General features: G+C 62.8%; 15 protein-coding genes. 7 read left to right on the forward strand and 8 right to left on the reverse strand.

Annotated features, from left to right (window positions below):
- Positions 1 to 27: 27 nt before the first annotated feature.
- On the reverse strand, positions 28 to 1,413 hold the full coding sequence (gene gorA / locus ACFQND_RS17930; RefSeq protein WP_371436855.1) for a glutathione-disulfide reductase: 1,386 nt from the start codon (positions 1,411 to 1,413) through the stop codon (positions 28 to 30).
- An 83-nt stretch (positions 1,414 to 1,496) separates the two neighbouring features.
- Positions 1,497 to 2,414 carry a LysR family transcriptional regulator gene (locus tag ACFQND_RS17935; RefSeq protein WP_371436856.1) on the reverse strand — a complete coding sequence of 306 codons (918 nt, stop codon included), beginning with the start codon at positions 2,412 to 2,414 and terminating at the stop codon, positions 1,497 to 1,499.
- A 132-nt stretch (positions 2,415 to 2,546) separates the two neighbouring features.
- On the opposite strand from ACFQND_RS17935, the gene ACFQND_RS17940 reads away from it, so the two are divergent.
- The 7 genes from ACFQND_RS17940 to ACFQND_RS17970 all read left to right on the forward strand — a co-directional run bounded on the left by ACFQND_RS17940 (position 2,547) and on the right by ACFQND_RS17970 (position 8,450).
- Entirely contained in the window at positions 2,547 to 3,224 is a 678-nt protein-coding gene (locus ACFQND_RS17940; protein ID WP_371436857.1) for a glutathione S-transferase family protein, read from the forward strand.
- Complete coding sequence (locus tag ACFQND_RS17945; protein WP_371436858.1) at positions 3,221 to 4,174, forward strand: pyridoxamine 5'-phosphate oxidase family protein; 954 nt, start codon at positions 3,221 to 3,223, stop codon at positions 4,172 to 4,174. The genes ACFQND_RS17940 and ACFQND_RS17945 overlap by 4 nt, the downstream gene beginning before the upstream one ends.
- Positions 4,175 to 4,208: 34 nt before the next feature.
- The gene (gene dbpA, locus ACFQND_RS17950; RefSeq protein ID WP_371436859.1) at positions 4,209 to 5,627 is read left to right on the forward strand and encodes an ATP-dependent RNA helicase DbpA; all 1,419 of its coding nucleotides are present in this window, start codon (positions 4,209 to 4,211) and stop codon (positions 5,625 to 5,627) included.
- 39 nt (positions 5,628 to 5,666) lie between these two features.
- Positions 5,667 to 6,302 carry a hypothetical protein gene (locus ACFQND_RS17955; protein ID WP_371436860.1) on the forward strand — a complete coding sequence of 212 codons (636 nt, stop codon included), beginning with the start codon at positions 5,667 to 5,669 and terminating at the stop codon, positions 6,300 to 6,302.
- 105 nt (positions 6,303 to 6,407) lie between these two features.
- A complete protein-coding gene (locus ACFQND_RS17960; protein ID WP_371436861.1) occupies positions 6,408 to 6,962 on the forward strand; it encodes a DUF3455 domain-containing protein in 555 nt (184 codons plus the stop codon).
- Positions 6,963 to 7,152: 190 nt separating this feature from the next.
- Positions 7,153 to 7,728, forward strand: coding sequence for a sigma-70 family RNA polymerase sigma factor (locus tag ACFQND_RS17965; RefSeq protein WP_371436862.1), 576 nt, complete (start codon positions 7,153 to 7,155; stop codon positions 7,726 to 7,728).
- Positions 7,725 to 8,450, forward strand: a complete 726-nt coding sequence (locus tag ACFQND_RS17970; protein WP_371436863.1) for an anti-sigma factor — start codon at positions 7,725 to 7,727, stop codon at positions 8,448 to 8,450. Before ACFQND_RS17965 ends, ACFQND_RS17970 begins: the two co-directional genes overlap by 4 nt.
- Positions 8,451 to 8,600: 150 nt before the next feature.
- Here the strand turns inward: ACFQND_RS17970 and ACFQND_RS17975 are convergent, their stop codons facing one another.
- The 6 genes from ACFQND_RS17975 to ACFQND_RS18000 all read right to left on the reverse strand — a co-directional run bounded on the left by ACFQND_RS17975 (position 8,601) and on the right by ACFQND_RS18000 (position 15,858).
- A complete protein-coding gene (locus tag ACFQND_RS17975; protein WP_371436864.1) occupies positions 8,601 to 9,572 on the reverse strand; it encodes a branched-chain amino acid ABC transporter permease in 972 nt (323 codons plus the stop codon).
- 130 nt (positions 9,573 to 9,702) lie between these two features.
- Positions 9,703 to 10,587 carry a branched-chain amino acid ABC transporter permease gene (locus ACFQND_RS17980; RefSeq protein ID WP_371436865.1) on the reverse strand — a complete coding sequence of 295 codons (885 nt, stop codon included), beginning with the start codon at positions 10,585 to 10,587 and terminating at the stop codon, positions 9,703 to 9,705.
- A 119-nt stretch (positions 10,588 to 10,706) separates the two neighbouring features.
- The gene (locus tag ACFQND_RS17985) at positions 10,707 to 11,912 is read right to left on the reverse strand and encodes an ABC transporter substrate-binding protein (protein WP_371436866.1); all 1,206 of its coding nucleotides are present in this window, start codon (positions 11,910 to 11,912) and stop codon (positions 10,707 to 10,709) included.
- Positions 11,913 to 11,976: 64 nt separating this feature from the next.
- Complete coding sequence (locus tag ACFQND_RS17990; RefSeq protein WP_371436867.1) at positions 11,977 to 12,681, reverse strand: ABC transporter ATP-binding protein; 705 nt, start codon at positions 12,679 to 12,681, stop codon at positions 11,977 to 11,979.
- Complete coding sequence (locus tag ACFQND_RS17995; RefSeq protein WP_371436868.1) at positions 12,681 to 13,454, reverse strand: ABC transporter ATP-binding protein; 774 nt, start codon at positions 13,452 to 13,454, stop codon at positions 12,681 to 12,683. Before ACFQND_RS17995 ends, ACFQND_RS17990 begins: the two co-directional genes overlap by 1 nt.
- A 295-nt stretch (positions 13,455 to 13,749) precedes the next feature.
- Positions 13,750 to 15,858 (reverse strand): DUF6600 domain-containing protein, encoded by a 2,109-nt coding sequence (locus ACFQND_RS18000; RefSeq protein ID WP_371436869.1) that lies wholly within the window; start codon positions 15,856 to 15,858, stop codon positions 13,750 to 13,752.
- Positions 15,859 to 16,189: the final 331 nt, after the last annotated feature.

Consider the following 16,189-nt stretch of genomic DNA (forward strand, 5'->3'; position numbering starts at 1 on the left):
GTGCGGCGCCTGCATGGCGCCGCATGTTCACAGGGGCTTGACCGGTTGCTTGACTGGTTCACGCATGGTGACAAACTCTTCGGCCATGGTCGGGTGTATGCCAATCGTGCTGTCGAAGATGGCCTTGGTTGCACCGGCCTTCATGGCCACGGCAAAACCCTGCACGATCTCGCCGGCGTCCGCTCCCACCATGTGCAGGCCCACGACGCGGTCTGTGGCGTCTTCGACCAGCAGCTTCATGAGCGTGCGTTCGGTGCTGCCGCTCAGGGTGTGCTTGAGCGCCTTGAAGTCGCTGCGGTAGACACTGATGCCGCCGAATTTCTGGCGCGCATCCGCCTCCGAATAACCGACCGTGCCGATATTCGGGTGTGTGAATACTGCCGTGGGAATGAAGTCGTAGCTCATGCTGCGCGGCTTCTTGCCTGCCGCCGGGCCGAACAGCTGGTCCACCACCACCATGGCCTCACCCAGCGCCACCGGTGTGAGCTGCATGCGCGCCGTGACGTCGCCCACTGCGTAGATTGATGGCGCCGAGCTCCGGTAGTGTTCGTCCACCTGGATGGCCCCGGCTGCATCAACAGCTACGCCTGCCGCTTCCAGCCCCAATCCACTGGTGTTGGGGATGCGGCCGGTTGCATACAGCACAGTGTCCACGGTAAAACTGGCGGACTGGTCTTTGACCTTGACCACCAGGCCGTCCGCCGTCTTGGTGATGGACTCAACCTCGGTCTTCAACTGCAGGTTGACGCCGGTCTTGCTCATCTCGCTGGCAATGAAACCACGCACGTCGTTGTCAAAACCGGTCAGTAGCATGTCGCGCCTGTGGATTTGCGTCACCTGGGCGCCCAGGCCGTTGAAGATGGATGCGAACTCGCAGGCAATGTAGCCGCCGCCCACCACCAGCAGGCGTTTGGGGAAGGGTTCAAGGTCGAACATGTGGTCGGATGTCACGACGTGTTCGCGGCCTTCAACGGCCGGCACGGTCGCGGTGCCGCCTGTGGCCACCAGTATGTTTTTGGCCGTGAACCTTTCGCTGTTCACTTCAATGGTGTGTGCGTCCAGCAAGCGAGCCCGGCCCTTGATGATCCTGACCCCGGCGCTCTCAAGCAGCTGGACATAGATGCCGTTCAGGCGTGAAATCTCGCGTGCGCGATTGGTTTTAAGCGTCTTCCAGTCAAAAGTCGGCGCTTCGCCTACCCAGCCAAAGCCATGTGATTCCTCGAAGGCTTCGGCATAGTGGGCGGCGTAGCTGTAGAGTTTTTTCGGGATGCAGCCGACGTTGACACAGGTGCCACCCATGTCAGAGACCTCGGCCAGCGCCACCCGGGCGCCGCGCTGCGCGGCCATGCGCGCGGCGCGCACACCGCCGCTGCCGCCGCCTACGACAAAGAGGTCATAGTCAAAAGTCTGCATGTGTTCTTCCTTCTCCAGGCAAATGGCAAATCAAAAATATGGTGCTGACCTTACCACCGGCCCACAACTTTTTCAGCATGGGGTTATGGCACCCGGTGCGGCGCAGGGGCTGCATGGTTCAGTTGCAGGAGCTCGTTTTTCATCCATTCAATAAAAATCCTGGTTCGTGCCGGCATCAGCCGCGCATGCGGGTACACCACACTCACCGGGCGTTTCGGCGGCTCAAAATCCTCAAGCACCACCACCAGCTTTTTCTGCTGCACGAGGGGGGCGGCCTGGTAGGAGATAAACATGCCGAAACCCATGCCTGCCGCACAGGCATCAACGGCCGGTGCTGCATTGTTGAATTCGAGGTTGCCGGTAACCGGGACGTTAAAGGTTTTTCCCTTGTCATGAAACGTCCACCAAGGGCCGCTGGGGGCGGTGAACCGCACGCAGTTGGCGGCCTGCAACTCGCGCGGGTGCGACGGCACGCCGTGCTTGCGCAGGTAGTCCGGGCTGGCGACCACGATGCGCCGTATGCTGAAGACGGTTTGCGCGACAAGCGAGGAGTCTTCCAGTGCGCCTATGCGCACCCCGACATCCACGCCTTCATCCAGCATGTTGACGACGCGGTCATGCAGCAGGACCCTGCAATGCACCTCCGGGTAACGCTGCACAAAACGCGTGACGGCAGGCGCCACATACATCTGCCCAAAAAGGACGGGTGCCGTGATGACCAGTTGGCCGCGCGGCTCCCCGGCCTGGGTGTTCAGTGATTCCTCTGCGTCCTGCACGCTTGCAAGCACTGTGCGGCAATGGTCCAGGTAACGGCGGCCCTCGTCCGTCAGTGCAATGCGCCGGGTGGTGCGGTTGAAGAGGCGCACGCCCAGATGCGCCTCCAGCGCCGCCAGCGTGCGCACCATGGCCGGCAGCGACGAGGCCATGACACGCGCAGCCGCAGTCAGGCTGCCCTCGTCGGCAATGTGAATAAAAACCTGCATGGCGCGCAGCTTGTCCATGTCTGCAATCGTAATTGAAGCTGGCTGAATTAATCCGGTAAATGGATTGGTTAAATGTTATTTTGAATATTTATTCTTGTTAATGGATCAAACAGAATCGGCTTTCACATACCAACTTTCCGGAAGACCCACATGAACGCAAACTCCAAACCATCTGCCGCATCCGCCAGCATGCGCCGCCCTGCACAGCCTATCAAGCTCTACCGGTCGGCCATTTCGGGCCACTCGCACCGGGTGGAACTGTTTCTGTCCTTGCTGGGCCTGCCCTTTGAACTGGTCGATGTTGCGCTGGCGGCCGGCGCACACAAACAACCCGACTTTCTGGCCATGAACCCCTTTGGCCAGGTGCCGGTGATACAGGACGGCGACGTCACGCTGGCCGACTCCAACGCCATCCTGGTCTACCTCACCGGCCGTTATGCGGCGGACGCAGAACAGTGGCTGCCCGGTGACGCGCTGGCCGCAGCGAATGTGCAGCGCTGGTTGTCCGTGGCCGCAGGCCAGCTGGCCTTTGGGCCGGCCACGGCGCGTGTGATTCAGCTCTTCAAGCTGCCGGCCAGCCCCGCTGACGCGATTGCCCGCGCCCATGCGCTGTTCAAGGTGATGGAGCAGCAACTGGGCCAGTCGGCATTTTTGACAGGCAGCACAGTCACGCTGGCCGATATCGCCAACTACAGTTATGTGGCCCATGCGCCAGAGGGCAATGTGTCGCTGGACGGCTATCCCGCGCTTCGCGCCTGGCTGGCCCGCATGGAGGCGCTGCCGCGTTTTGTGCCCATGGCCAAAACGCCTGTTGGCCTGGCCGCATGAGCTTCCCGACCTTTCACGAAGGCGAACGCGCGGTGCAGCAGCGAGTCGGCGTGCGCGAGCGGCTGGAGCAACTGGGGCCGCGCGTGATCCGTGATTTCATGCCCGACCAGCACCGTGAATTTTTTGCACAACTGCCGTTTGTGATTGCCGGCACGGTCGATGCCGCCGGTCAGCCCTGGGCCTCGGTACTCGCCGCTGCGCCGGGTTTTGTCCGGTCGCCCGACCCGTATACGCTGGTGGTTCAGGCGCAGCCCCTGGCGGGTGACCCGCTGCAGGGCACACTTGCCAATGGAATAGCCATGGGCTTGCTGGGGCTGGAGCCGCATACACGGCGGCGCAACCGCATGAACGGGGTGGTGCAGGGCGTAGGCAGCTCGGGTTTTGCTGTGCAGGTGAGCCAGAGCTTTGGCAACTGCCCCAAATACATACAGGCGCGTGAGCCGGCGTATTTGCCCGGTCGCCTGGCCAGCAAGCCCGCAGTGCGCGACGCCCCGCAACTCGATGCCGCCGCGCGCCGCATGCTTGAAGCTGCTGATACCCTGTTTATTGCCACGGCCTATACGGGCCATGGCGCAGGGGCCGGCCCGGCGGGCGGTGTGGATGTCTCGCACCGGGGCGGTAAACCCGGCTTTGTGCGGGTGGATGCCGACGGCAGCCTGACCGTGCCTGACTTTTTGGGTAACTTTTTCTTCAACACGCTGGGCAATATTGCGGTCAACCCGCGTGCCGGATTGCTGTTCATGGACTTTGACAGCGGTGACCTGCTGTACCTGGCCGTGACGGCTGAAATTGTGTGGGATGGTGCCGAGTTGCAATCCTTTGAAGGTGCACAACGCCTGCTGCGTTGTCGGGTGCAGGCGATGCGAAGGGTTGAGGCTTCCCTGCCTTTGGCTTGGGGGCCGTCCGTGCTCTCTCCGGCGCTGGCGTCCACGGGGCAATGGCCTTTATAAGGGCGAAAAAAGGCTGCGCACCGATAATCGGGAGATGACTACCTCTCCCACCGACTTCAGCGCCTTGTCCCTGCCAGCCCACGTTCTGGCCAATCTCCAGCAGCTGGGATACCTCCAAATGACGCCCATCCAGGCTGCCAGCCTGCCGGTTGCGCTGCTCGGCAAAGACCTGATTGCGCAGGCCAAAACCGGCAGCGGCAAGACAGCTGCCTTCGGTATTGCATTGCTCGCCAACCTCAATGCGCGGCGGTTTGCCGTGCAGGCCATGGTGCTGTGCCCGACCCGCGAACTGGCCGACCAGGTCGCTACCGAAATCCGGCGCCTGGCGCGGGCCGAGGAGAACGTGAAGGTGGTGGTGCTGTGCGGCGGTGTCCCGTTGCGCAACCAGTCGGCCAGCCTGGAAAACGGCGCACATATCGTGGTCGGCACGCCCGGCCGCATCATGGACCACCTGGGGCGCGGCAACCTGAACCTGGAAGCGCTGAACACGCTGGTGCTGGATGAAGCCGACCGCATGCTGGACATGGGCTTTTTCGAGGACATTGCCACCGTCGCCAAACAATGCCCGAAAGAGCGCCAGACCCTGCTGTTTTCGGCGACTTACCCCGAAGGCATTGCCAAGCTGAGCCAGCAATTCATGAAAACGCCGCAAACCATCACGGTGCAGGCGCAGCATGAAAAAACCAAGATCCAGCAGCGCTGGTACCAGGTGCCGGACAGCGACCATGATGAAGCCCGCCTGGGTGCCGTCGCTCAGGTGCTGCGGCATTTTCGTCCGGCCAGCACCCTGGCGTTTTGCAACACCAAGTCGCAGTGCCGCGCGCTGGTGGCCTACCTGAAAGAGCAGGGCTTTAGCGCACTGGCGCTGTTTGGCGAGCTGGAGCAGCGTGAGCGCGACCAGGTGCTGGTGCAGTTTGCCAACCGCAGCTGCTCGGTGCTGGTGGCGACAGATGTCGCGGCGCGCGGGCTGGACATTGCGCAACTGGAAATGGTCATCAATGTGGACGTCACGCCGGATGCCGAGGTGCACATCCACCGCATTGGCCGCACTGGCCGCGCCGATGAAGAGGGCTGGGCCATCAGCCTGGCCAGCATGGACGAGATGGGTTATGTCGGCAAGATCGAGCAGTTGCAAAAAGCCGAGTCCGAATGGCACAAGCTCAGCGAGCTGCTACCTGCCAGCAACGAGCCGCTGCTGCCGCCCATGGTTACCCTGCAAATCGTCGGCGGCCGCAAGGAAAAAATCCGTGCCGGTGACGTGCTGGGCGCATTGACCGGCGAGGCCGGCAACGTTCCTCCCTTTACGCGGGAACAGGTCGGCAAGATCAATGTCAACGAGTTTTCGACCTATGTGGCTGTGGACCGCAACATTGCCAGCCTGGCCCAGCAAAAGCTGAGTGCAGGCGGGGTCAAGGGCAAAAGCGTCAAGGTGCGCTTTATGGACGAGGCCTGAACCTTGACGTTGCGCGGCGCGCGGTGGCTTGCAGCATGCATGGCCTGCCTGTTCCCGATGCTGTTGCTGGCAGTCCCGGCAGCAGCGCAGGACGGGCCTTCCCGTTACGGCAAAACACTGGTCCGGTCTTACGTGTTGCCGGCCGAATTGCTGGACCAGTACAACGAGGCGCTGCGCAGCCAGGCGGCGGGCAGCGGCCCTGCGATGGCAGACATCAAAGGCTGGACCGGCCCTGAGTTCAGCGCGAGCGGTGCCGGCAACCCCTACACACTGGTCGTGAAGATGTTGGGTGTGTCCCTGGACAACGACGACTTGGTGGCCCGCTGGCAGCCTTATTGGGCCGGGGCGCCCGGCAGCATGCCGGGCATGGGCGAGGCTGGCGCCCGGGCGGGCGAGCGTTTGCAACTGGTGGTTGCGTCCGCTGCGGAAAACCTTGAGGACGGGCGACTGGTGGCCCCCGGCCTGCGGCTGGAGGTCGCACGAAACGTCAGGATGGAACGGGTCAGGCTTGAGGTCTGGTCGGGTGCCGGCGAAACCTCATGGCTGGACCTGCTGATGGACTGGTGGCCTTTGCTGGCAGGCGCAGCCGTATGGGTTCTCCTGTTCCTGTACTGGCGTCATGACCGGCGCAAAACCGCAGCGGATGCTGAGGTGGACATGCCTGCGGAAAAATAATTTCAGTCCGCTGCATCCAAAAAGAAACCTGGCGTGTAGTACCTGTAGCAGCCTTTAAAAGCTGCCACACGTTCTCTGTCGTTCAACTCTTTTCTGGAGCATTCCATGTCGATCAAACGCCTCTCTCTTCTCGCCGCGGCCTCAGCTGTCACCTTGCTGGCTGCCTGCGGCGCCATGCAACCCATGACGCCGATGTTCACGCAGGACGGCCTGCCCGATGCCGTCAAGGTGCCGGCCGGCAACCGCGTGGCGATGGAAACCGTCGGCGTGGGCGACATCACCTATGAATGCCGCGACAAGGCCAACGCACCCGGCCAGACCGAGTGGGTGTTCGTAGGCCCGAACGCCGCACTGAACGATCGCAGCGGCAGGCAGGTCGGAAAATATTACGGTCCTCCTGCCACCTGGGAGGCCATGGACGGCTCCAAAGTGACCGCGACGCAACTGGCCGTCGCACCAGCCGGCGCCGGCAACCTGCCCTACCAGCTGGTCAGGGCCAACCCAGCCGTGGGCAGCGGTGCCATGACGGGCGTGACGCACATCCAGCGTGTGGCGCTCAAGGGCGGCGTGGCGCCTGCATCTGTTTGCAGCCCGGCCAACAAAGGCGCCAAGGAGATCGTGAAGTACCAGGCCGACTACATCTTCTGGAAAGCCGCGTAAGCCATATAAAAGCCACGAGCGGGAAAACAGGACGGGCGGCCGTATGGTGTCATCCCGTCCTGTCATGAAAAAATTCAGGCTGGCCACTTGCCTGTCGGCTAATATCGGACGAAACGATTTCCCGCGCGGCCGGCGATGGCGTGCCGGGTTGTTTCATCCCCTTATACCAACCGAGCCGGTTGAACTGCCTGTGACGACTGAAACCGACGCCACTGATTCATTCAATTACGAGCTTGCCCTGCGCAACTGTGCCGGCGGCGACCGCCAGGCTTTGCAGGACATTTACCGGCAGGAAAGCCGCCACCTCCTGGGCGTGGCGCTGCGTATTGTGCGGCAGCGCCAGCAGGCGGAAGACGTGGTGCACGATGCTTTCATGAACATCTGGACCAAGGCCGGCAGTTTTGATGCCGCACTCGGTTCCGGCCGTGGCTGGATTTACAGCGTGACACGCAACCTCGCGCTGAATGCCGTGCGCAGCGGCGCGCGTGAGGTGTCGGTGGACGAGGAAACCGCGCAAGCGCTGGATGCGCAAAGCTCGCTGGACGCACATGCGCAGGTGGCTGATGCCTTCGACCTGCGCGTGAGCCTGGGCCGGCTCAACGACTGCCTTTCGCGGCTGGAGCCCGCACGGCGCAACTGCATTTTGTATGCCTATGTTGACGGCTGCTCGCACGGCGAGATTGCCGAACGCACACAAACGCCGCTGGGCACCGTCAAGGCCTGGATAAAACGCGGCATGGGGACGTTGCGGGAGTGCATGGCATGAGCGCGCATGAAGACATCCAGCATATTGCAGGCGAGTATGTGCTGGGCACGCTGTCGGCTGCGCGCCGTCGTGAAGTCGAACAGCGCCTGCCCGGCGATGCGGCCCTGCGCGCGGCCGTGCATGGCTGGCAGGAACAGTTGCTGCCGCTGGCCGCGCTGGCGGAGCCTGTGGACCCATCGCCGCATTTGTGGGACCGGATTGAGCGCAGCATTGCACCGGCTGCTGTTCCGGTGGCGCGGCGCCCGGCCGTTACGGCTCCGGCAAAACATGGCTGGTGGGACAGCGTGAAACTCTGGCGCGGTTTGGCGGGCACCGGTTTTGCCGCGGCGGCGGTACTGGCTGCCGTGCTGGTGACGCGCCAGGAGGGTGCATTGCCGGCTGCTCCGCAGTACATGGTGGTGCTGGTGGCTCCGCAGGACAAGGCGCCCGGCTGGGTGGTCCAGGCCAGCAGCCCCAAGCAGCTGAGCCTGATTCCGTTGGGCCAGTCCGAGGTGCCGGCAGAAAAATCGTTGCAGTTCTGGACCAAGGGCGACAACTGGAGCGGCCCGGTGTCACTTGGCCTCGTCAAGCCCGGCCAGACGATACAGATACCGCTGGACAAGCTGCCGCCGCTGCAGCCCAACCAGTTGTTTGAGCTGACGCTGGAGCCGGTCAATGGTTCACCGATCAATAAACCGACCGGGCCCATCCAGTTCATAGGCCGTGCCGTCAAGGTGATTTGAGCCTTTGGCAGGGCATTCTTGGATCGAAAAGTGCCTGCGGCCGCCGTCTTGTGCGCGCTGCCAGCTATCAAAAAGATAGTAAAAACACAAAACAAAAAGCAGGACGCGCCGGACAAGCGGCGCGTCCTGTCTGCCTTGGGCTATCGGTGTTCAGGCTTGTGATGAAGCGTTGCGGCCAGCGGCGTTGCGGCGGCGCTCCCTGAAGGCCAGCAGCTCGCCGACCACGCCCTTGCGGAAGGCCAGCACGCACAGCACAAAGATGGCGCCTATGATCACGGTGACCCAGGAGCCGACCTTGTCGGCCAGCAGGTTCTGCAGCGCGATCACGATGCCCGAGCCCATGACCGGGCCAAAGAATGTGCCCACGCCGCCCAGCAGCGTCATCAAAATCACTTCGCCCGACATGGACCAGTGCACATCGGACAAGGTGGCAAAACCCATGACCAGTGTCTTGAGCGAACCGGCCAGGCCAGTCAGCGCGGCCGACAGCACAAAGGCCAGCAGCTTGTAGCGGTCCACGTTGTAGCCGAGTGAGATCGCGCGGGGTTCGTTTTCGCGGATCATCTTGAGCACCTGGCCGAAGGGCGAATGCACGATGCGCGAGATGAACAAAAAGCAGCCCACAAAAACCACGAGCACCACGTAGTAAAGCGAAATGTCCGACTCCAGCGAGAACAGCCCGAACAGCTTGCCGCGCGGAACGCCCTGCAAGCCGTCTTCACCACCGGTGAACGGTGCCTGCAGGCAGACGAAGTAGACCATCTGCGCAATCGCCAGGGTGATCATTGCGAAGTAAATGCCCTGGCGGCGGATCGCGACCATGCCGACCAGCAGGCCTATGAGCCCTGCTGCGACAGCGCCTGCAATCAGGCCCAGCTCAGGTGTCCAGTTCTGCGACTTGATGAACCAGCCGGTCACGTAGGCTGCCGAGCCGAAAAAGGCCGCATGCCCGAATGACAGCAGGCCGGTGAATCCCAGCAGCAGGTTGAAGGCGCAGGCAAACAGCGCAAAACACAGCAGCTTCATCACGAATACTGGGTACAGGCCCAGGAAGGGCGCGGCGAGCGCGAATACCAGCAGCACCAGATAGGTGACGCGTGTCACTTTGTTATAGCTATTCATTTTTTGTACGAACCTGGAAGGCGGCGGGGAGTATTGCAAGCCGGGGCCGCGGAACTGGCTTTGCCAGGCCGCAGGCGCAGCGCCCCCTCAGGGGGCAGCGAACCACACGAAGTGGGGAGCGTGGGGGCAGTCATGCTTCTTTGCCAAACAGGCCGGCGGGCTTGACCATCAGCACGATGACCATGATCACAAAAACCACGATGTTGGAGGCTTCCGGGTAAAACACCCGTGTAAGCCCTTCGATGATGCCCAGGCCCAGGCCGGTGATGACCGAGCCCAGGATGGATCCCATGCCGCCGATCACGACGACGGCAAACACCACGATGATCAGGTTGGAGCCCATCAACGGGTTGACCTGGATCACGGGCGCGGCCAGCACACCGGCCAGCGCGGCCAATGCGGCGCCTGCGCCGTAGGTCAGCATGACCATCAGCGGCACATTCACGCCAAAGGCTTGCACCAGCGGCGCGTTTTCAGTGCCGGCGCGAAGGTAGGCGCCCAGGCGGGTGCGTTCAATCAGGTACCAGGTGCCCAGGCAGACGACCAGCGACACCAGCACCACCCAGGCGCGGTAATTCGGCAGCACCATGAAGCCAAGGTTGGTGGCGCCCGACAGCAGTTCGGGCACGTTGTAGTTCTGGCCCGAGACGCCGTAGATTTCGCGGAAGACGCCTTCCAGTACCAGCGCGAGGCCGAATGTCAGCAGCAGGCCGTACAGGGGATCGAGCTTGTACAGGTGCCTGAGGAAAAGCCGTTCTATCACCACGCCCAGGATGCCGACCACCAGCGGCGCAAGAACCAGCGCGGCCCAGTAGTTGATGCCGAACTGGTCGAGCATGATCCAGGCCGCGAATGCGCCCAGCATGTAAAGCGCGCCGTGCGCAAAGTTCACGATGCCCAGCAGGCCAAAGATGACTGCAAGGCCCAGGCTCAACATGGCGTAGAACGCGCCGTTGACCAGGCCCAGCATCAACTGGCCCATGAATGCTTGCAAAGGGATGCCGAAAATTTCCATGAGAGCCTGTCAATACATCGGGAAAACGCGGGACCTGCTTAAAAAGCCAGCCGGTCATGCAGGCATGACCGGCTGGAATAAACCCTCGTTCTTCCCCGTTTTAATTTTCTATCTTCTGATTACTTCTTGACCAGCGAGCATTTGGATTCGGCGAGCGAAGTGAACGCCTGGTCGCCGGGAACCTTTGCAATGGTCTTGTAGTAGTCCCATGGCGTGCTGGACTCCTTGGGACCCTTGACCTGGTAAAGGTACATGTCGTGGATCATGCGGCCGTCAGCGCGAATCTGGCCCTTGTTGTAGAAGTCGTCGATCTTCATGCTCTTGAGCGTGCTCATGACCTTGTCGGAATCGGTGGTGCCGGCGGTCTGTACGGCCTTGAGGTAGTTCATGGTGGCCGAATAGTCGGCAGCCTGCAGGCTTGAAGGCATGCGTTTGTACTTGTCAAAGAAACGCTTGGCAAACTTGCGTGAGCCTTCGTCCTGGTTCCAGTACCAGCTGTCTGCAAGCTGCAGGCCTTCGGTATTGGCCAGGCCCAGGCTGTGCACGTCGTTGATGAATACCAGCAGACCGGCGACCTTCATGGTTTTGCCGATGCCGAACTCCTTGGCCGCCTTCATCGCATTGGTGAAGTCGCCGCCTGCATTGGCCAGCGCCAGGATCTGGGCTTTGGATGACTGCGCCTGCAGCAGGAAGGACGAGAAGTCGGATGCGTTCAGCGGGTGGCGGACCGAGCCGACCACGGTGCCGCCGTTGGCCTTGACCACGGCGGATGCATCAGCTTCCAGCGAGTAACCGAAAGCATAGTCCGCCGTCAGGAAGAACCAGCTCTTGTTGCCTGCCTTGACCAGCGCGGTACCTGCTACCTTTGCCAGCGACACGGTGTCGTAGGCATAGTGGACGGTGTAGGGCGAGCAGTCTTCATTGGTCAGGCGGGCCGAGCCGGGGCCGATGGCGATGAATGGGCGTTTTTTCTCGGTCGTGACCTTGGACATGGCCAGCGCCGTGCCGGAGTTGGTGCCGCCTATCAGCATCTGCAGGCCGTCCTTGTCGATCCACTCACGGGCCTTGGAGGAGGCGACGTCTGCCTTGTTCTGGTGGTCGGCACTCAGCACTTCGATGGGGCGGTTCAGGACCTTGCCGCCGAAGTCCTGAACGGCCCACTTGAGCATTTCGGCGCCCGCAGGGCCGTCGATGTCCGCGTACAGGCTGGACATGTCCGTGATGATGCCGATCTTGATCGGGCCGGTGTTTTGCGCCAGGACCGGCGCAGAGGCGACTGCGCCCATTCCAAGAGCCATTGCGGCGACGAGAGCTTTGAGTTTCATGAGAGTCTCCTGTTAAAGGTGTTGTGAAGGGACGCGGAAAATACGGGGTTGCCGGCCGGGCCGGTCAGACCCCCAGGTACTCTTGAAGCATGCCCATGTTGGCAGACAGCTCGCTCTGGGCAAACTGCTTGACGATGCGGCCATGCTCCATGACATAAAAACGGTCGGCCAGCGGCGCGGCAAAACGGAAGTTCTGCTCGACCAGCACGATGGTGTAGCCCTTGGCCTTGAGCGTGAGGATCATCTCGGCCAGCTTTTGCACGATGACCGGGGCCAGGCCTTCGGAGATTTCGTCCAGCAGCAGCAGCCGCGCGCCGGTGCGCAGGATGCGGGCTACGGCCAGCATCTGCTGCTCGCCGCCCGACAGGCGCGTGCCGGGGCTGCTGGCGCGCTCTTTCAGGTTTGGGAACATGGCATAAATTTCGTCGATGCTCATGCCGCCGGGGGCGATGGTGGGCGGCAGCATCAGGTTTTCTTCGGCCGACAGGCTGGCGAAGATGCCGCGCTCTTCGGGGCAGTAACCCACACCCAGCCGGGCAATCTTGTGCGGCGCCAGCTTGATGGATTCCTCGCCCTTGATGCGGATGGAGCCCTTGCGGCTGCCGGTCAGGCCGACGATGGCGCGCATGGTGGTGGTCCGGCCCGCGCCGTTGCGCCCCAGCAGCGTGACGACTTCGCCTTCGTTGACGGTCAGGTTGACGCCGTGCAGGATGTGCGACTCGCCGTACCAGGCGTTGAGTTCTTCTATTTTCAGGAGCTCAGTCGTCATCAATGTGCCCCTTGAAGCTCGGTATTGGCGGTGCCCATATAGGCTTCGATGACCAGCGGGTTTTTCGACACTTCCGAATAGGGGCCGTCGGCAATGATGGCGCCGCGCTGCAGCACCGTGATGCGGTCTGCAATCGACGCCACCACATTCATGTTGTGTTCAACCATCAGGATGGTGCGGCCTGCGGAGACCTTCTTGATCAGCTGTGTCACGCGGTCCACGTCTTCGTGGCCCATGCCCTGGGTTGGTTCGTCAAGCAGCATCAGCTCGGGTTCCAGTGCCAGTGTGGTGGCGAGCTCGAGCGCACGCTTGCGGCCGTAGGGCAGGTTGATGGTCATCTCGTCGGCAAAGCTGCTCAGGTCCACGGCGGCCAGCAGTTCGCGGGCGCGCTCATGCAGGTGGAACAGCGTATCTTCGGCCTTCCAGAAGTGAAACGAGGTGCCCAGGTTGCGCTGCAGGGCGGCGCGCACGTTTTCAAGCACCGTCATGTGCGGGAAGACGGCGGAAATCTGGAACGAGCGTACGATGCCGCGCCGCGCTGTTTGCGCTGGTTGCTCGGACGTGATGTCTGTGCCGTTAAAAACGATGGAGCCGCGGGTAGGCGGCAGGAACTTGGTCAGCAGGTTGAAAAACGTGGTTTTGCCTGCGCCGTTGGGCCCGATCAATGCATGGATATGTCCGCGCTGGACCTTGAGGTCCACGTTGTTGACGGCGACAAATCCCTTGAATTCCTTGGTCAGGCCGCGTGTTTCGAGAATGAACTCAACTGGCAAATGAATCTCCGGCAGATGGGGTTGAATCTGCGGCGCAAGCAGCCGCTTTCACAGGCAAAAATGCCGGACCCCGTGCAATACAGGAGGTGATAGTAGCCAGCCCCCATGGGTGGCGATACCGGGTAAGACCCTTAGGTAGTTTTGCGTCATGGGTGACCCTGACTGCAGGACTGTCGCCAGCCTGACATTTGGGCCGTGACATCCTGCCTGGCACAAGGGTGATGGCATCCGCCCCATGATGGGTGTTCGACGCCCTGCTACTTTGTAGCTACCCGGGCCTGTTTGCTTTCGGGCTTCAGGGCTCCCTGTGCCGGTTGGCACCGCCTTCGGTGCGTGCTTCGCGTGCCGGGGCCGCTTCTGCGCGGTTGGCCTGCTGCCTTGCTTCTGCCTGCTGCGCGCGCTGCTGGTGTTGTGCCTGCGCCGCCTGCCTTTGCTGTTCCTGCTGCTGTTGCTGGGCATGCTGCCGCTGCTGGCGCGCCTCGGCCTGCTGTTGCGTCTGTTGTGCCTGTTGTTGCAGCTGCCGGCTGTGCTGCTCGTTTTGCGCCTGCTGGCGCTGTTGGCGTTGTTGCTGGTCGCGCAGCTGTCTTTGCTGTGCCTGTTCTTCCTGGGCCTGCGATGGCTGCTGGGGCTGGACGGCTGCGGGGCGGGCGTTCTGGTGGCTTGGCCCGGCGATCAGCGGCTGGGGTTGTGGGCCGGGCCTTTGTGCCTGTTCGCGCTGAGGCTGGGGCTGGGCTTGCAACTGGGGCTCCCGGCGGGCGGGTGCTGCGGCTTCGGGCCTCACATTGGCTGGCGGATTGCCTGCCAGGCCAGGCCTTGTGGCCGGTGTGGCGGGCGTAGCGGTTTGTGGCACGGGCGCCTGGGCCATTGGGTTGCCGCCGCGATCCTGGGCGCGTTCGTCCCTTCTGTTGTCGCGCCTGTCATTGCGGCTGTCCACCACAGGGCGCGTTGCCAGTACGGCTGCAGGCGGCAGCGCCGCTGCCAGGGCTGGCCTGGTTGGCTCGCGCCTGTCGGGGCGTTGCGGCAGGGCGGCGGCGCCTGCAGGGCCGCCTGTCACGACCTGGGCGCGGTTCAAATCATTGGCATTGGGGATTTGCTGGTTGCCGCGCACCGGCCGCCCGCTGGCAAAGTCGGCGGCGCTCAAGGCCGTCACGGCCGCAGGCTGGCGCTGGTAACGGTAGATGTTGGTCACAGTGGTGGTGTTGTTCACCACGATGTTGTTGTTGACCTGGGTGATGTAACGCGGGCTTGCCCGGTAGGCGGGGCGAAAGGCTTCGCCGGGCGCCAGCGGGAACCAGCCCACGCTGGGACGCGGCGGGCCGCCCACGCCCATGGAAAGGTTCCAGCCCACGCCGCCGCTGTTGCCGCCTACAAAGGCGACCAGCGCGGGCGCATACACCGGGCGTGGTGCCAGCCGTCCCGGCACCCAGGCCCAGCGCGGGCCGATCTGGGCCCAGCGGCCATAGTGAAAGGGTGCAAAGCCCCAGGGCGCATCGTCAATCCAGGTCCAGCCCCAGGGGGCAATCCAGCTCCAGTGGCCGAAGCGGTAGGGCGCCCAGCTGACGGGCACGGCGCGCGGCAGCCAGACGGCGCCGTAACTCGGGTCCTGAGTCCAGTCGCCGTAAGTGTCCAGTTGCTGGTAACCGACGGTTTCGCGCGGCACATAACGTGCCGACACAGACTGGTCTTCGCGCTGGTCGCGTGCCAGGGCCCAGGCATCAAAACTGTCCTGTACGCTGGCGCCCGGTGCGGCGGGTGTCAGGTCGGTCCCGGTGAAGCTGGCCTGCTGCTGGTTGCCCAGGTTCAGGGGCGTTCCGCTGTCGCCGTAGATCTCGCCGGCGCCCGATTGCGCGACCACCCGCGTGGTGTTGCTGGCGGGGTTGACGTCCAGGCGGTAGTTGCCCGGCTGCGAAACGACAAACGCCAGGTTGGGTGTGTCGACCTCCAGCCGCTGGCCTTCAAACAGGTTGCGTACGCGCAGGTTGATGGTGCCCTGTTCCAGGCGGAGCTGGGTGACGTTGTCGTCCAGGGTTAAAAAATCAAGGCTAGTCTGCTCGTTCATGCGCAAGGCGGTCGAGCCTGTGTGCAGCTCCGTGCGTGCATGCTGGGCCGACCACAGGCGGTCGCCGGTGGTCAGCGGACGGTTGAGCGTGGCGGGTATCCAGGCGTTGTCGCCAGAACCCGCGGGTGCATCGCCGGGCGCAAAACTCACCGCGCCTTCAATCAGGTTCAGCCTGGCGACGCGGCCGGGCGGGTCCAGCGGCGCGCCGGCGGGCGCGGGCGCCTGAGCCCAGGCTGTGGCCTGCATGACAAGCAGCAGGGCGGTCGCGATGCGGCGTGACCATCCCGTGCGCGGACCGGCGAGCCGCAAACGCAGCGTTGCCAATGGAGTGATGGATGTGGTCATGGTGCACGCTCTCCTGCGTTGTTGCGCGCCCGGACGGGCCCCGGGCTATGACTTGGCTGCGCTGCCCTGGATGCAGACAGCTACAAGCATGTCTTTACAACGCTTCAGGAGAAGGCCGGACTGCTAACGGCGGGTAAAGATTGCGCCACATGTGTGGGTGCGCTGAAACAGGATGTAATGGGTTTTTGGGTCCGTGAACCTGTCCAGAGCCTGCCCAGGGCCTGTTTTGGGCATAAATAGTGGCCGTGGCCGTTGCAGGGAGCGCGCAGGCAGCTATAAAAACAGGAGCATCCGGGTGCGCCAGTCAATGGCCGGGTTCAAGGTATGCGAC

This window comes from Polaromonas aquatica (genome assembly GCF_042659145.1).
Taxonomy (GTDB): Bacteria; Pseudomonadota; Gammaproteobacteria; order Burkholderiales; family Burkholderiaceae_C; genus Polaromonas; species Polaromonas aquatica.

Coding starts and splice junctions, on each gene's coding strand:
- gorA (WP_371436855.1), bottom strand. CDS start 1,413: ATGCAGACTTTTGACTATGACCTCTTTGTCGTAGGCGGCGGCAGCGGC.
- ACFQND_RS17935 (WP_371436856.1), bottom strand. CDS start 2,414: ATGGACAAGCTGCGCGCCATGCAGGTTTTTATTCACATTGCCGACGAG.
- ACFQND_RS17940 (WP_371436857.1), top strand. CDS start 2,547: ATGAACGCAAACTCCAAACCATCTGCCGCATCCGCCAGCATGCGCCGC.
- ACFQND_RS17945 (WP_371436858.1), top strand. CDS start 3,221: ATGAGCTTCCCGACCTTTCACGAAGGCGAACGCGCGGTGCAGCAGCGA.
- dbpA (WP_371436859.1), top strand. CDS start 4,209: ATGACTACCTCTCCCACCGACTTCAGCGCCTTGTCCCTGCCAGCCCAC.
- ACFQND_RS17955 (WP_371436860.1), top strand. CDS start 5,667: ATGGCCTGCCTGTTCCCGATGCTGTTGCTGGCAGTCCCGGCAGCAGCG.
- ACFQND_RS17960 (WP_371436861.1), top strand. CDS start 6,408: ATGTCGATCAAACGCCTCTCTCTTCTCGCCGCGGCCTCAGCTGTCACC.
- ACFQND_RS17970 (WP_371436863.1), top strand. CDS start 7,725: ATGAGCGCGCATGAAGACATCCAGCATATTGCAGGCGAGTATGTGCTG.
- ACFQND_RS17975 (WP_371436864.1), bottom strand. CDS start 9,572: ATGAATAGCTATAACAAAGTGACACGCGTCACCTATCTGGTGCTGCTG.
- ACFQND_RS17980 (WP_371436865.1), bottom strand. CDS start 10,587: ATGGAAATTTTCGGCATCCCTTTGCAAGCATTCATGGGCCAGTTGATG.
- ACFQND_RS17985 (WP_371436866.1), bottom strand. CDS start 11,912: ATGAAACTCAAAGCTCTCGTCGCCGCAATGGCTCTTGGAATGGGCGCA.
- ACFQND_RS17990 (WP_371436867.1), bottom strand. CDS start 12,681: ATGACGACTGAGCTCCTGAAAATAGAAGAACTCAACGCCTGGTACGGC.
- ACFQND_RS18000 (WP_371436869.1), bottom strand. CDS start 15,858: ATGACCACATCCATCACTCCATTGGCAACGCTGCGTTTGCGGCTCGCC.